The organism is Pseudomonas chlororaphis subsp. chlororaphis (genome assembly GCF_003945765.1).
GTDB lineage: Bacteria > Pseudomonadota > Gammaproteobacteria > Pseudomonadales > Pseudomonadaceae > Aquipseudomonas > Aquipseudomonas chlororaphis.
In genome coordinates, this window is record NZ_CP027712.1 from 2,300,674 (window position 1) to 2,315,574 (window position 14,901).

General features: G+C 56.7%; 16 protein-coding genes and 1 tRNA gene. 9 read left to right on the top strand and 8 right to left on the bottom strand.

Annotated elements, in window-relative coordinates:
- The first annotated feature begins 1 nt into the window (after position 1).
- The 6 genes from rplT to C4K27_RS10565 all read left to right on the top strand — a co-directional run bounded on the left by rplT (position 2) and on the right by C4K27_RS10565 (position 4,709).
- Complete coding sequence (gene rplT / locus C4K27_RS10540; RefSeq protein ID WP_007905879.1) at positions 2 to 358, top strand: 50S ribosomal protein L20; 357 nt, start codon at positions 2 to 4, stop codon at positions 356 to 358.
- Positions 359 to 467: 109 nt separating this feature from the next.
- Positions 468 to 1,484 (top strand): phenylalanine--tRNA ligase subunit alpha, encoded by a 1,017-nt coding sequence (gene pheS / locus C4K27_RS10545; RefSeq protein WP_053260361.1) that lies wholly within the window; start codon positions 468 to 470, stop codon positions 1,482 to 1,484.
- A gap of 36 nt (positions 1,485 to 1,520) precedes the next feature.
- Positions 1,521 to 3,899 (top strand): phenylalanine--tRNA ligase subunit beta, encoded by a 2,379-nt coding sequence (gene pheT / locus C4K27_RS10550; protein ID WP_053260362.1) that lies wholly within the window; start codon positions 1,521 to 1,523, stop codon positions 3,897 to 3,899.
- Positions 3,900 to 3,902: 3 nt separating this feature from the next.
- Complete coding sequence (ihfA, locus tag C4K27_RS10555) at positions 3,903 to 4,205, top strand: integration host factor subunit alpha (RefSeq protein ID WP_002553164.1); 303 nt, start codon at positions 3,903 to 3,905, stop codon at positions 4,203 to 4,205.
- Positions 4,186 to 4,542, top strand: a complete 357-nt coding sequence (locus tag C4K27_RS10560; RefSeq protein ID WP_007920509.1) for a MerR family transcriptional regulator — start codon at positions 4,186 to 4,188, stop codon at positions 4,540 to 4,542. The genes ihfA and C4K27_RS10560 overlap by 20 nt, the downstream gene beginning before the upstream one ends.
- A gap of 90 nt (positions 4,543 to 4,632) precedes the next feature.
- Positions 4,633 to 4,709 (top strand) — tRNA-Pro (locus C4K27_RS10565).
- Positions 4,710 to 4,778: 69 nt separating this feature from the next.
- Here C4K27_RS10565 and C4K27_RS10570 read toward each other — a convergent pair.
- The 4 genes from C4K27_RS10570 to C4K27_RS10580 form a co-directional block, all read right to left on the bottom strand.
- Positions 4,779 to 5,942, bottom strand: coding sequence for a tyrosine-type recombinase/integrase (locus C4K27_RS10570; RefSeq protein ID WP_242627814.1), 1,164 nt, complete (start codon positions 5,940 to 5,942; stop codon positions 4,779 to 4,781).
- A complete protein-coding gene (locus tag C4K27_RS31425; protein WP_242627812.1) occupies positions 5,828 to 6,229 on the bottom strand; it encodes a hypothetical protein in 402 nt (133 codons plus the stop codon). Before C4K27_RS31425 ends, C4K27_RS10570 begins: the two co-directional genes overlap by 115 nt.
- Before the next feature lie 242 nt (positions 6,230 to 6,471).
- Positions 6,472 to 7,728 carry a DNA-methyltransferase gene (locus C4K27_RS10575; RefSeq protein WP_053260364.1) on the bottom strand — a complete coding sequence of 419 codons (1,257 nt, stop codon included), beginning with the start codon at positions 7,726 to 7,728 and terminating at the stop codon, positions 6,472 to 6,474.
- Positions 7,729 to 7,777: 49 nt separating this feature from the next.
- Positions 7,778 to 8,143 (bottom strand): hypothetical protein, encoded by a 366-nt coding sequence (locus C4K27_RS10580; RefSeq protein WP_053260365.1) that lies wholly within the window; start codon positions 8,141 to 8,143, stop codon positions 7,778 to 7,780.
- 189 nt (positions 8,144 to 8,332) lie between these two features.
- On the opposite strand from C4K27_RS10580, the gene C4K27_RS10585 reads away from it, so the two are divergent.
- A complete protein-coding gene (locus C4K27_RS10585; protein ID WP_125737996.1) occupies positions 8,333 to 9,115 on the top strand; it encodes a hypothetical protein in 783 nt (260 codons plus the stop codon).
- A 52-nt stretch (positions 9,116 to 9,167) separates the two neighbouring features.
- Here the strand turns inward: C4K27_RS10585 and C4K27_RS10590 are convergent, their stop codons facing one another.
- Together C4K27_RS10590 and C4K27_RS10595 are read right to left on the bottom strand one after the other, a co-directional pair.
- Complete coding sequence (locus C4K27_RS10590; protein WP_053260367.1) at positions 9,168 to 11,330, bottom strand: DNA cytosine methyltransferase; 2,163 nt, start codon at positions 11,328 to 11,330, stop codon at positions 9,168 to 9,170.
- 335 nt (positions 11,331 to 11,665) lie between these two features.
- Positions 11,666 to 11,962: a hypothetical protein gene (locus C4K27_RS10595; protein WP_125737998.1), complete on the bottom strand. Its 297-nt coding sequence runs from the start codon at positions 11,960 to 11,962 to the stop codon at positions 11,666 to 11,668.
- On the opposite strand from C4K27_RS10595, the gene C4K27_RS10600 reads away from it, so the two are divergent.
- Positions 11,961 to 12,956 carry a hypothetical protein gene (locus C4K27_RS10600; protein WP_125738000.1) on the top strand — a complete coding sequence of 332 codons (996 nt, stop codon included), beginning with the start codon at positions 11,961 to 11,963 and terminating at the stop codon, positions 12,954 to 12,956. The genes C4K27_RS10595 and C4K27_RS10600 overlap by 2 nt on opposite strands.
- A 230-nt stretch (positions 12,957 to 13,186) precedes the next feature.
- Here the strand turns inward: C4K27_RS10600 and C4K27_RS10605 are convergent, their stop codons facing one another.
- Both C4K27_RS10605 and C4K27_RS10610 read right to left on the bottom strand, forming a co-directional pair.
- On the bottom strand, positions 13,187 to 13,483 hold the full coding sequence (locus C4K27_RS10605; protein WP_125738002.1) for a hypothetical protein: 297 nt from the start codon (positions 13,481 to 13,483) through the stop codon (positions 13,187 to 13,189).
- A gap of 81 nt (positions 13,484 to 13,564) precedes the next feature.
- On the bottom strand, positions 13,565 to 13,978 hold the full coding sequence (locus C4K27_RS10610; RefSeq protein ID WP_053260371.1) for a hypothetical protein: 414 nt from the start codon (positions 13,976 to 13,978) through the stop codon (positions 13,565 to 13,567).
- A gap of 106 nt (positions 13,979 to 14,084) precedes the next feature.
- Between C4K27_RS10610 and C4K27_RS10615 the strand changes: the two genes are divergently transcribed.
- Entirely contained in the window at positions 14,085 to 14,687 is a 603-nt protein-coding gene (locus C4K27_RS10615) for a hypothetical protein (RefSeq protein ID WP_125738004.1), read from the top strand.
- Positions 14,688 to 14,901: the final 214 nt, after the last annotated feature.

Here is a 14,901-nt window from a genome sequence, read left to right on the forward strand (position 1 = left end):
CATGGCTCGTGTAAAGCGTGGCGTCATTGCCCGTAAACGTCACAAAAAAATTCTGAAACTTGCTAAAGGCTACTACGGCGCGCGTTCCCGCGTATTCCGTGTTGCCAAGCAAGCGGTAATCAAGGCAGGCCAATACGCCTACCGCGACCGTCGTCAGAAAAAACGTCAGTTCCGCGCTCTGTGGATCGCTCGTATCAACGCTGGTGCTCGTATCAACGGTCTGTCCTACAGCCGTTTCATCGCCGGCCTGAAAAAAGCGTCCATCGAGATCGACCGTAAGGTTCTGGCTGATCTGGCAGTGAACGAAAAAGCGGCGTTTGCTGCGATTGTCGAGAAAGCTAAAGCCACTCTGGCTTAAGTACCCCCGACAGTCACCCGGGCTCACCTCTGTGGGCCCAGGTGTTAAACGTCATAAATAGGGGAAGAGCCTACAAGCTCTTCCCCTATTTTGTATCTGGAGTCTGTACATGGAAAACCTGGATGCGCTGGTCTCTCAAGCACTAGAGGCTGTGCAAAGCGCTGAAGATATCAATGCCCTGGAGCAAATCCGGGTTCAGTACCTTGGCAAGAAGGGTGAATTGACTCAGGTGATGAAGACCCTGGGGAATTTGCCGGCAGAGGAGCGCCCGCAGATCGGCGCCCTGATCAACGTTGCCAAGGAGCGTGTTACAGAGGCTCTCAATACGCGTAAGGCTTTGTTTGAAGAAGCCGAGCTGGCTGCCAAACTGTCCGCTGAGTCCATCGATGTGACCCTGCCTGGCCGTGGCCAGGTCTCCGGCGGTCTGCATCCTGTGACCCGGACTCTGGAACGTATTGAACAGTTCTTCACCCATATCGGCTACGGCATCGCCGAAGGCCCTGAGGTCGAAGACGACTATCACAACTTCGAGGCACTCAACATCCCAGGCCACCACCCGGCCCGTTCGATGCATGACACCTTCTATTTCAATGCGAACATGCTGTTGCGCACCCATACCTCTCCGGTACAGGTCCGCACCATGGAATCGCAGCAGCCGCCGATCCGCATCGTCTGCCCAGGCCGTGTGTACCGTAGCGACTCCGATATCACCCACTCGCCGATGTTCCACCAGGTCGAAGGCCTGCTGGTCGATCGCGACATCAATTTCGCCGACCTCAAAGGGACCATCGAAGAGTTCCTGCGGGTGTTCTTCGAAAAGGAACTGGCGGTGCGCTTCCGTCCTTCGTACTTCCCGTTCACCGAGCCGTCCGCCGAAGTCGACATGGAGTGTGTGATGTGCAGCGGTAAGGGCTGCCGTGTCTGCAAGCAGACCGGTTGGCTGGAAGTCATGGGCTGCGGCATGGTTCACCCGAACGTGCTGCGCATGTCCGGGATCGATCCGGAAGAGTTCCAGGGCTTTGCCTTCGGCATGGGCGCCGAGCGTCTGGCCATGCTGCGTTACGGCGTGAATGACTTGCGCCTGTTCTTCGACAACGACTTGCGGTTCCTCGCGCAATTTCGCTAGGTCGCACGCCCGTAACGAATCTTTCAGGAGAGCAGGATGAAATTCAGTGAACAATGGCTGCGTGGCTGGGTAAGCCCGCAGGTAAGTCGCGACGAGCTGGTTGCTCGTCTGTCGATGGCCGGTCTTGAGGTCGATAGCGTAACGCCGGCCGCCGGTGTTTTCAGTGGCGTGGTGGTGGGCGAGGTGCTGAGCACCGAGCAACACCCTGATGCTGACAAACTGCGTGTTTGCCAGGTCAGCAATGGTGCGGAAACCTTCCAGGTCGTGTGCGGTGCGCCAAACGTGCGTCCGGGCCTGAAGATCCCTTTCGCCATGATCGGCGCGGAGCTGCCTGGCGACTTCAAGATCAAGAAGGCCAAGCTACGCGGTGTCGAGTCGAACGGCATGCTGTGCTCCCAGGCAGAACTGCAGGTGGGAGAGGGCAATGACGGTCTGATGGAATTGCCGGCCGATGCGCCGGTAGGCAAGGATTTCCGTGAGTACCTGGAACTGGACGATGCCAGCATTGAAGTCGACCTGACTCCTAACCGCGGTGACTGCCTGTCGCTGGCGGGGCTCGCCCGTGAAGTCGGCGCGCTCTACGCAGCGCCTGTTGCCCGTCCGGTGGTGCTATCCGTGGCACCTGCGCACGATGAAGTGCGTCCGGTTGAAGTGCTGGCGCCCGCAGCTTGCCCGCGTTATCTGGGCCGGGTTATCTGTAATGTTGATCTGTCCAAGCCGACCCCGCTGTGGATGGTCGAGCGTCTGCGTCGCGCTGATGTACGCAGCATCGATGCGGCCGTAGACATCACCAACTACGTGATGCTGGAACTGGGGCAACCGCTGCATGCTTTCGACCTCGCCGAAATCAACGGTGGCATCCGTGTGCGGATGGCCGAAGAGGGCGAGAAGCTGGTCTTGCTCGACGGCCAGGAAGTGGCCCTGCGCAGCGATACCCTGGTTATCGCCGACCATACCCGTGCCCTGGCGATTGCCGGTGTTATGGGCGGCGAGCACAGCGGTGTAGCGGCAACTACCCGCGACGTTTTCCTGGAAAGTGCCTTCTTCGACCAGATCGCTGTCGCTGGTAAGGCCCGTTCCTATGGCCTGCACACCGACGCCTCGCATCGCTACGAGCGTGGTGTGGACTGGCAATTGGCCCGTGAAGCCATGGAGCGCGCCACCGGCTTGTTGCTGGAGATTACTGGTGGCGAAGCTGGCCCGATCATTGAAGCAGTCAGCGAGCAGCACCTGCCTTCGATCGCTCCGGTCACTTTGCGTGCCGAGCGCATCACCCAGATGCTGGGCATGGAAATCGAAGCGGCAGAAGTCGAGCGTCTGCTCGGTGCTCTGGGTCTGAAGATTTCCGCCGATGGAGCAGGGCAGTGGCGCGTTGAAGTGCCAAGCCATCGCTTCGACATCAGCCTGGAAGTCGATCTGATCGAAGAACTGGCTCGCTTGTACGGCTACAACCGCCTACCGGTTCGCTACCCTCAGGCGCGCCTGGCTCCACAAGCCAAGGCCGAAGCTCGTAGCGATCTGCCTGAGCTGCGTCGTTTGCTGGTGGCCCGCGGTTATCAGGAAGCTATTACTTACAGCTTCATCGATCCGAAACAGTTCGAGTTGTTTAATCCGGGAGTCGAGCCGCTGTTGCTGGCCAACCCGATTTCCAACGACATGGCTGCCATGCGTTCCTCGCTGTGGCCAGGGCTGGTCAAGGCGCTTCAGCACAACCTGAACCGCCAGCAGGACCGTGTCCGTCTGTTTGAGAGCGGCCTGCGTTTCGTCGGTCAACTGGAAGGCTTGAAGCAAGAGCCGATGCTGGCCGGTGTGGTATGCGGCACTCGTCTGCCGGAAGGCTGGGCACAAGGCCGCGATGTCGTGGACTTCTTCGACGTTAAGGCTGATGTGGAAGCGGTGCTGGGTTTTGCCGGTGCACTCGACGCGTTCACTTTCGTGCCTGGCAAGCACCCTGCGTTGCACCCGGGTCAAACCGCGCGCATCGAGCGTGAAGGTCGTCTGGTTGGTTATATTGGCGCTATCCACCCTGAGTTGTCGAAAACCCTCGGTCTCGACCGTCCAGTCTTCGTTTTCGAGCTGGTTCTGGCCGAAGTAGCCTCGGGTAAAATGCCTGAATTCCGTGAGTTGTCGCGCTTTCCTGAAGTGCGTCGTGACTTGGCCTTGCTGGCTGATCGAGATGTTGCTGCCAGTGCGGTACTGGATGTAATCCGTGAGAATGCAGGTGAATGGCTGACAGACCTCAGGTTGTTTGACGTGTACCAGGGTAAAGGCATTGATCCTCATAGAAAAAGCCTTGCAGTTGGCTTGACCTGGCAGCATCCATCGCGCACTCTTAATGACGATGAGGTGAACTCCACGACGCAAAATATCCTCACCTCGCTCGAACAAAGGTTGAACGCCACGTTAAGGAAGTGACGTATGGGGGCTCTGACGAAAGCTGAAATGGCCGAACGTCTCTACGAAGAGCTGGGCCTGAATAAACGTGAGGCCAAGGAATTGGTCGAGCTGTTTTTTGAGGAAATCAGGCACGCTCTCGAAGATAACGAACAGGTCAAACTGTCCGGTTTCGGTAACTTCGATCTTCGGGATAAACGCCAGCGACCTGGCCGCAACCCGAAGACGGGTGAAGAAATCCCGATCACGGCACGCCGTGTGGTCACCTTTCGTCCAGGGCAGAAGTTGAAGGCCCGAGTTGAGGCTTATGCTGGAACCAAGTCATAACGACGAGCTCCCGGTCATTCCGGGCAAGCGCTACTTCACCATCGGTGAAGTCAGCGAGCTCTGTGCGGTCAAGCCGCATGTGCTGCGTTATTGGGAGCAGGAGTTTCCTCAACTCAACCCCGTCAAGCGCCGCGGAAATCGCCGGTATTATCAGCGCCAGGATGTGCTGATGATCCGGCAGATCCGCGCGTTGCTGTATGATCAGGGGTTCACCATCGGTGGAGCGCGCCTGCGCCTTTCCGGTGATGAAGCCAAAGACGACACCACCCAGTACAAGCAGTTGATCCGTCAGATGATCTCCGAACTGGAGGACGTTCTGGTAGTACTCAAGAAATAATTTCAGCCTTTAAAATACTTCCAAATTTCAAAAGCTTGCGATATATTCTTGAACGCTTCGTTAAGAAGCTAACTCAGTAACACGCCTAGTCGGGGCGTAGCGCAGTCCGGTAGCGCACTAGCATGGGGTGCTAGGGGTCGAGTGTTCGAATCACTCCGTCCCGACCATATTTTTCAATGACTTAGCCCAATCTTCACAGGTTGGGCTTTTTCATTTGTGGGGAGATTTTCGGGACTTCATCCTGTCCTCCTCTTCAAAATCGTCAGTACAGGCCCGCGTGAGTCCGTGGCTGATACCCTATTTGCAGCGTCAATCAGCTTCTCAAGCTCCGCGCCGGAGTAGTGGCTGGTGATGCTGCCGTTCTTGTGGCCGAGTAAGGCCTTGCGATCTTCCTCGGTTACGCCTGCCGCCCGAAGGCGACGACCAAACGTGTGTTTCAAATCATGCACCCTGATGGATGCGTACCCTGGGTGAGCGGGGCGAAGGTTTTCCTCCTGCCAGAGTTTCGCCGCTCTCACCCGTGCTTTTTTCCATGCAGAGTCATTCATCCTGTGCATGGCTGTGCCGTTGTACGGAAACACCCACTCTTTACTCAGTCCGCGCTGCTTGTCGATAACCGACTTGGCCACGGCATTGAGCACCACCAGGCGCTCGTCGCCATTCTTCACGCCGGATCGCTCGTTACGGCCGCCGAAGTCGGAAGGGATCAGAAAAACACTGGTCCCCAGTTCCGGTACCTGGATTTCCCAATCCCATCTCAACTTGCAGACTTCCTGCTCCCGGCAACCCGTGTTCACCTTGAACAGGGCCATCTTCTGCAGGTGCGTCGGCAGCTCTCCAAAGAGGATCGACTGCTCGTCCCAAGTCATTGGGTAGGGCAGCCGCACCTTCTTCTTCAAATCGAGCTTTGTCAGCATCGGAACCGAGTCGAGCCAGGGCCTGCGCTCTTCATCCCGCCACTTTCTTGCGCAAAGCGACAGAATCCGGATCACCCGCTCAATGGAAATGTTCACTGTACGAGGTGCAACTGGCTTCAGCTGCTTACCGCACGGTAGAACCATCCCGTTCAATCGATCAGCCACAAACTCCTCAAGTGCCTGGTCGTCGATGTGAGTCAACGGCAGATCCTTCAGATAGGGATGAAGGTGCGTGAGGTGGTGTGCCGAAAGCTTGATTGAGGGTTGGTCCTTGTACTCAAGCAGGAATCGCGTCGCTGCTTCCTCCCAGGTGCGTGTACGGCGAACACCGTAAACGCGCTCCTGGCGTAACTTTTCAAGCCTGTGAATCAGATACTGCTCTGCTTCTTGCCGGTCACCAGTTCCAGTGCTTTCTCGAAGTCGCTCGCCACGGAAGACCTTGTCGATTTGCCAGATGCCACCTTTCTGGTAGAGACCGGAGATCGTTTTTCGCGCCATTGTGTTGCTCCTTGGCGCTCGCTGCGAGGCCGATTGTTGTCCTGTTTGGCGGCTTTTTCAATTGCCTTGGCCGCGATGTAGGCGTCGGCCCACTCGTCCAGTTCGTGCCGGTCGAAGGCGACTCCTTGTTTCCCTATCGGGAATTCCCGGACATTTGGCCTAACAGTTTTGTTGAATTCGTCATTGCACATACCGAGGTAGCCAGGCGCATCACCGAAGCGAATGAAGCGCGGCTGAATACTGGTGGCTTTGGCTGCTGTGGCATTTGCCATGGGGTGTCCTCGCCCGCGGTCAGCAGGCTTCAGGTTTATTCAGAATTGTGTTCGGGACAGTTGTCGCGACAGTTTGTAGAGTTGCGCCGCTCGACCGGCCCAGCGCACTTGTAAAGGGGCGAATGTGCTGGCCGGGACGAGCGCCAATTCAGATTTCGGGCGCGGGCATTTTGGAAAGCTCTGATAGTTACCGGCGTTGCGCGCGGCTATCGTTGAGTCGTTCGCCCAGTCCGTTGTCCTGGCTATCCGTCGACTTTCCGGTGGGCTGTGGCGAACTCCTCCAAGTTCAACTGCTTCGATTTGTTTCGCTCATGCTCGATTCGTGCACGGGCGATCGCTATATAACCGAGACAGTTTCCGTGCTCGTCTTGGTCTCGCTCGATGCCGATGAAGCGGAAGCCCTCGCGCATCGCCGCCTTCCCAGTGCTGCCGCTGCCCATGTACGGGTCAAGCACGGTACCGCCTGGCGGTGTGACAAGGCGTAGCAGGTAGGCCATCAGGTCTGTCGGCTTCACCGTTGGGTGGTTGTTTCCGCTGGTACCGACGTTCTCGACTTTGCGCAGGGTGGTGCCGGTGGTGAACTGCGGGCCGGGATTGGCCAGACCTTCATGGCGATCGGCGCGACTGGTCTTGGCGCAGTAGAAGAAGCGGGCGGCGCTGCCAGAATCCAGTCGCCGGGCCCCGGGTTTCATCTGAAAGCCGACGACGCCAGAATTATCGCTATTTGCACTGGCCTCTTTGCCGCGGCCCCGCTTCATGTTGCCGTAGCAGTTTTGACCGGCTCGCTGTGTGTCGCTGGTGCTTACAGCGGCCAGTTGGCCTGGGGCATCAGGGAATGCCGCTAGCACCTCAGGACTTCCGTCATGGATCAGGTTTGCGGGCCAGCGCCCAAGCTGTGAGGCCTTTTCGACGTTCGCTGTTACCTTGGCGTTATGTGCTGCGACATGGGAAGGATCATCCATCCACGGCCGGGCCCAACCTTCTGGCTTACCCGACTTACCGCACTCATCGCCGCCGCCCAGCCGCTCACCTGTCGGCATGACTCGACACATGTCGATGTTCAGCGCCCCGGTACCGTGAGCTTGGACATTATCTGCGACAGTTCCGGTGAACGGCTTGCGCGCCACGGTGATCGGCTCCAATGCCGGTTTCAGCGCTGTGCCCCATCCTTCATGCTCGCCCTCGAGGTTGTGCGACTTCGGGAAGCCAGAACCATAAGCCCAGGCGATCATGTCGCGGATCTCGAAGCCGGCGTCCTCGATCCGCACAGCCATACGGTGCTGAGTGCGGGTACCGGCGAAGGCCAGCAGGTGACCGCCCGGCTTGAGAACGCGCAGGCACTCAGCCCATACCTCGACCGACGGAACGTCGTGGTCCCATTTTTTCCCCATGAATGACAGGCCGTAGGGCGGGTCGGTTACGATGCTATCAACGCTGTTGTCTGGCATCTGCAGCAACTGCTCGAGGCAGTCGCCATGATAGAGCTGGTATTCGCTCATCGCTTCGGCCCCGTGTAGATCAGCCAGGCCATGTAGAGGATGGGAAGGATCATGGCGCCACCTTCGCGCCTGGCAGCTTCGGCACGGGCGCCGCTCGACGACCCCACACGCAGACCGGACCATCTTCCGCGTCATGAATCGACAGGATGAACCAGCCCGGTTCGTCTGGATGCTGGATCTCCCATGCCGAGCAATCGCACTGACCGTCATCCATGTATGTATCGAACACATCGGCGGGAACGTCGCTTTCCATGTAGGTGATTTTGGTTTCCACCTGGTGGCGCAGGCACCACTCCTGGAACTGTGCTTCGGTGATCTCGTCATCGAACTCCGATAGGTAATTTGGGTGAGACCACCAGCCGTCGATATCGCGCTCGACCGGCAGCGGCTGGATCAAAACAGTTTCTTCAGGCATGACTTCGTCCTTGCCGCTATAGCGGCTGACTTTGAAGGGGGAGGGAGTTACTGCGGGATGGAGTACGGATGCACTCCAGAAAATGAATTTGATACTCGATGACTGTTCGGCATCTTGGATGCGCTAATCTCGATGCCCGTGAACCTGTCAATGTTTGTTGCAGTAGAGTGTCGCTCAAGGGAAAAGCAAATGCGTAATGGGATATGCGGTTTGTGCGGACAGGCAGGGATCTTAAAAAAAAGTCACCTGCTCCCTAAATCAGCCTACAAGCAAGTTAGAGATCTGCCCTCAGAAGGTGGGAAATCACCTCTGAGGATAGACATGCAGTCGGGCAGATTTGGGAGGACTGATAAGCAGGTGGATGCTCATTTCCTATGTTCAAAATGCGAGCATCTTTTTTCCAAACATGGAGAAGCAATCGTTGCCAAGCATTGGGGTACCCATCATGAATTTCCTCTGCTTGAGCATCTTATGACTATTCGTCCCGTAGAAATGAGCGTTCGCAGACTCCTGTTTGTTCCCAACCAACTTCCCGAAGAGTTGAGTTTGGCTCTTTACTACTTCGCAGTCAGCGTATTCTGGCGCGCCCTAGAATGGCCGGTCCCGGCGCCGGGCATAAAAAGCTGTAAGGGGGCTTGCACTGGGGCGCAGTTAGAAAAGCTGAAGAGGTTTCTCTTGAATCCGCATGGGTACATAGAGGGTTTCTTGTTAGTGGCGGACGTTAACACGCAGCCAGAAATGAACGGGATTATGTCGCTACCAGCACTAATGGCTCTTCCAAGCATCAACGGTATACAGTTCGAGCTTTTGGGGATTAGATTCATGATGTTTGTTGGTGATAGCCTCCCTGAAGAACTCGATTTCTTACAGCGGAGGCTAAACCGCAACTTCATTATTGTTACGTCTGATCACTCCGGAAGTAATTCGGCGAAGCAAGTCGCTAAATTTCTGCACGACAATGATATTGATTAAAGTGTAGCGATTCCGTTGCCGACCGGCCTAGTGTAGACGTTGTGGTGGGGCCTCATGCGGCCACCGCTTCGCGCTGGTTTACCCTCCATGGATCATTCGCCCGGGCCAGTGCGGCCATCGGCGGTGGGCTGACGCTGTTGCCGCACATGTGAACCTGCTGGGTTTTGGTGAACGGCTTACCGTCGGCGCCGCGGTCGATGATGTAATCGGCCGGGAAACCCTGGGCCTTGTACAGTTCGGACGGCTGCAGCATTCGCAGGCAGATATCGACGATCACGTAAGGGGTGCCCTTTATGGTCACGGTGACGAGGCCGAGGCGGTCCCTGGTGGTGATGGTCGGCGCAGGTGCGTCGGTTCCGCTGATGTTCTCGGTGCCGTAGTAGCTGATCAGAAAGGCTGCGACGCGTAGGGCGCCGGCCTCGACCTCTGGCGATAGCTGCAGCTCGACCAGCGAGCTTTTGCCACCGCCTCCTGCTGTGATGGTGAGGGCTGGTTCGTCCACGGCTTGGCCGACACTTGCGCCAAACTGGCGCTCCATGAAGGCTGTCATCAGGCCGTGGTGAGTGCCGCCGGCGCTGATGGTGTGCAGCGGGTCCCCGGCGTCTCGCGCATCGCAGTTTCCGCGCAGGTGCACCAGGTTTGCCGTCACCAACTGCTGCTGGCTGCCGGTGTTGGTTACAGTAGTCATCGGGTCCTCGATGCTCTTGGCCGCAGTGGTGTTGAAACCTCCGTTCATCTGGGCCATGAACACTGTCGAGATGCCCATGGCGTGCTCGGCGCCGGCCGGGCGCTGGTAGTTCCCGCCGCTGGTGACGGTTGGCAGTGGATCGTCAAGCGCCTTGCCTTCATCCACAAACCGGAACTTGACCAGGTGCGCCGCCGCGATCGCGCGGTGGTTCTGAGTCATCAACGTCCCGGCCGGCTGGTCGACAGCTGCAGGCTTGCCGGAGTATTCGGGGCCACCGGCACCTACCAGCACTGCGCCGGCGAGGGCGTGTTTTACACCGCCGGCAACGACAGTGCCCAAAGGCTGGTCAAGGCCGGGCACTCGAGGTTCCTGTCCGGCGCGCTCGCCATATCCGGTCTGGATCAGGGTCGGGCTGATCAGCGTTAGCTCACCGCGATTCGCGCAGGTGACGGTCGGCAGCGGGGCTGCTGGGTCGTTGATCCGGTCGCCGCCCTGGTGCGTAGCCGGCGCGATGATCGGGCTGGCCATGGCGAACGATCCGCCGCGGGGCCAGGAAGTCACGGTGCGCAGCGGCTCATGTGCTGACTGCACGCTGTCACCGGACCAGTTCGCAATCGGCACGATGAACGGGTCAGCGGCATCGATGATGAATTTCTTCATACCCTTCGCGATCCGGCGTAGGGTGGCCGGTGCCAGTGGCTTCGGCCTGTTGAAGATGCTTTTGCTCGGGATAGTCCAGTCGATGCACTCGGCTGCGGTGCGCCACTTCTTTTGGCCCTTGGTCGGATTCTTGGCGTGGGTCGGCTCGGGCCAGACGATTGGCTGGTCGTCACATCGAGCGATCATGAACAGGCGCTCCCGGCTGGTCGGCGCGCCGTAGTCACAGGCCTTCAGCACCCGCCATTCAACGACGTAGCCCAGACGCTGCAGCTCGGCGACGAAAACGGCCCAGGTCTGGCCACGGCGTTTTGGGTCGGGCACCAGGAACTGCTGGTGGACCGGTACAACCTCACCGGGGGCTGCTACTCCGCCGCCGAGCTTCACCACGCGGCCGGTAGCCTTGCAGCGCTTGGCTATCAGCGGCCCCCACTGAAGGATCTGCTTCACGTTCTCCAAGCTGATGACGCGGGGCTTTTTCTTGCCGGCCCACTTCAGACCGATCCACGACAGGTTCCGGATCTCGCGCTTGCGCGGCTGACCGCCGGCAGCCTGGCTGTGGTGGGTGCAGTCCGGCGACATGTGGAACCAGCCAACGGCTTTGCCGCCGCACTCGGCATCTGGGTCACCGTCGAAAACGTCTGTGGTGAAGGGCACTGCACCGGGGTGATTGACGGTGTGCATGCTGATCGCTGCAGGGCTGTGGTTCTTCGCGACGTTCACCGCGCGGCCCAGGCCCATTTCCAGGCCGGTACCGGCGCCGCCACCACCGCAGAAGAAGTCGACAACGATCTCATCGTCTTGCGGATCGAGGCCAAGGCCGTACTGGGTTTTGAAGTCGAGCGGGTTCTTTTTCTGAAATGCAGACATGGGGGTCCTCGCCGAAGTGGCGTGAATAGATGATTTGAGGTATTCAGAGGGCTGAGGGAGGCAATGTGCCGCCCATGGAAACAAGGAGTGTTGTGTGGAGCAGACAAGGGCAGCCTTTGCTGAGGCTATTTTCGAAGCAATCCGTGAGTGCCACGAGTTCGGATATCACCCAACTAAGTGGGAAGCCATGAACCGTGCGCAGCATCCTGTTGAAGCGTCGATAAAGCTGGTTCAGTCCCCAGATTTTCAAGATGGGTTCAAGAAATTACTGCGAGAAGGAAGGGAGCATCTGACAGTGGAGGCTATCATGCTCAGACCCGAGTTCGCTTCTCTATTCAATGCTCCACTGCTCCAAGCTGCCAGATGGCGATTGCAGGCAGCGCCGCGTTAATACTGGTGATGTAGCGCGCCAGTGCTCCATCCGCCGAGGCCGGCGAACAGGTCGATTGCTGTTGTTCGTATATTGATTTAACGTTCACTTCAGAAGACGCTGCTGATGTTTGCGTGCGCCTGTGCGTTAAGGGATTTGTAATGATTAGGATTGATTTAAATTCATCGGAAAAATGGGTTGCGTTTGCAGTAACTGGTGTTCTAAGTATCCCCCCTATGGGGTTGGGATTGGGGCCAGACATGTTCCTGCTTCAGGATTCAAAGAATCCAGAGTGCGGCTCTTCGCATATTGTGTCTGCGGTTGCCAAATCATTTGTGTCCTTCGGGATTGCTGATCATAGACCCCTGACTCTAGACTATATAAAGGTATTGCTAATACCAGTTCCTAGTGTTGACGAGCAAGGCGTGAAAGATGCGTTAATGATTGCTGATCTTGCACTAGCTGTATTAAATAAAAAACTAGTTATGTCCCGGGCGCGTCTAATTAGTTGGAATAGAAGGCAAGGCGTGGCCGTTGGGGCTGTTTGCCATAGAGGTAAGTGGGAAGCGATTGAGGCAAGCAACACCGCAATGGGGCCAGGTTTTCGATACGCCCCTGAAGTATGTTACTGGGATAAATTTCTGCACGACTCTCTGAAAAATAATTTGACCCCGTTGGGGAAAGCACTGAGCAAGTGTATGTCTTGGGATCGAGAGTCTCAGAGGACAGCTAATATCGTCCATCGTTTTGCTTTCTCGTGGGTAGGCCTCGAGTCTATGCTCCCCAAAGGTGAGAAAGATGGACCTGGAGCAAATAAGCGGATTCCGTTATTAATAGGTGCTCCATCAAAATATTACTCTACTATCATTTACAAAAACCAAGCGCTTCAGGGGTTTTCTTCGGCAAACCCTAATCCAGAGTCAAAAAAATGGAAGAAAACAATAGAGGAAATGTATGTGTACCGTTGTGAGATATTTCATGAGGGGGGAACGGAGTTTACGTCTGAAACCGTTGATCCCCTGAAGGGCGACTGGTATGCAAAGCTAGCGGATTTTTTGTGCGATAGGCTTGTTACACTTGCTGGTATGGCCTGCGCAGCTGGTGTCGAATCTGTGGACGAATTCTGGGATTCCTACTTATTAAAATATCTAATGTCTGCGGACAATCACTGGCGCCAGACTAAGGTTTTCTTTGGCGAGCATCAAATTAATTTTGATTGGGCCTCGGGTATATATCCGGAGCTGAATCATGTTTAGATAATCGCTCAACTCTACTAATCTCCCGAGCAAATTTTGTCGGGAGGTTAGTCGTGATCGCCGAGGTTGCGCCGCAACTGAAGTGGCAGAATATATCGCATGGATAAAGGTTTTCTTCACCGGCTGGCGTGAGTCGTTAAGGTTGGGTGGGGGGCTGGACTACGGCGAGACTTCGCCAGTATCGATCCTCCGAAGCTCCACCACTTCGATGCGCTGCGTGCCGTCGGTGATCACCCAGCAAGGCAGCTCAAGGTTGCGAAAGGTGCCGTGGTAGCTGCGGTATGCACCGAGTGCAGCCTTGCGGAAGCAGTCTGCGGCGACTCTACCAATCGGCATTGGGCTACCCCCCCCAATAGGCTCAGCTCGTACACCGTTGCATTGGCTATGCGCTTCGACGCCGCTCGGATCGTGTTCGGGGAGAGCTTGAAGTCCTGGGCGACCTCAGCAACGTGCTTGTAGGTCAAGGCGTCGTGGATCTGCTGGTCGCGGGCGCCATTACGCAGGCCCGCATAGATGACTGCTTGCATGGGAAATCCTCCATGGCCTGGCCAGCCTCGGTGACGTGATTCGTTGATGTGGGGAAGGAGCTGTTGGGCAGAGCAGGAGGCTCAGGCTGCCGCGCGGACCTTGAAGGTGAGCATGGCTGTGGCGTCTTCGAAGCACTCGTCCAGTTCTTGGTAGGCCCGGTACTTGGCCTGGCTGCGAGTGGCAGCCCATACGCGCCGCACACAGTGGTGCGCATCGCCAAGCATGTACCGCACGTCATCCCAGTCGTACATACCATCGATGAGCACTTCCCACTGCTTGAGCGGTAGCTCTTCGGCCATGTCGCCGTACTGCATCTCCCAGGTCGGGTGGTAGTTCCGGATGCGCTTCTTCGGGTCGCTGTCGAGGATGACGCCGATGTAATGGCCGCGGTCAGCCATGATCACACCCGGCTCACCGTTGGCGATCACGCGGCGCCCGACCTCAGTCGGCACACCGTAGTGGTTGCGCACGTAGGCGCAGTTGAAATTGCTCATGGCTTTCTCCATGCATGCGCCGCCCTCCGTGCTGGCGGCGGCATGGTGGCAATTTGGCTTGGAATCGGGTGTGATAACTATTTTGGGCTGCAGATGGAGCTGATAGATGGAAACGAAAGACCTAATGACTTTGGCTCTTTCAGGCGGGGCCTTGCTAGTATCATTCGCAGCGCTGTACTTTTCTCAATTACACAAACCTTCCAGTGCGATGTTGATCCTTCTCGAAAGGACATTTACACCTGCATCAGTTTTGCTGCAGTTTGGAGACAATATTTACGATATACCTAAGGAGCGTCTTATTAGCCCTGAGATGCGGAACCTCAGATATACCTTAAGTAATACCGGTAAACAGGCACTATATGTAAAGTCTATCGAAATTCTCAGAGGGCCTGACAAGCGCGGGCACATGCGGTCAAGTCATTCGTTCACAATTATATATACTTCTGAGATGGAGTCCTGCCTGCTCGATCCAGGGCAGATTCTGCCAATTAATATAGATCACCCCGTTGACTTTAAGCTGCCCAGAGATTTCGACTATGTCTTTAATGCATATGAACTAGTTAGCGTTGAGTTGATTTCCGCTGACGGTGCTCGTTATCAAATTTGTCATGATATTTCAGAGCTTGGAGCCAGCGGGCCTGAGTTTCATCACCCTCTATGGGATGGTGTTGCTCTCGGGTCTCCAGTAAGAGGCTCCGGTTTAATGTAAAGAGCAGTCAAACCGTCCGACGGCATGGTGGCAATTTGGTTTTGAATGGGGTATTACGGGTGACCGGCATGGGGCCGGATACTGGAGGTACGATGGAAGCGCACTTCAACAAAATGCCGATTCCAGATGGTCACCGGCTCGTTGCTACAGGGATGGAGGCTAGGGGGGCTCGGCGGGGCGAAGACACTGATATTTATCACTACGAAGAACTTAA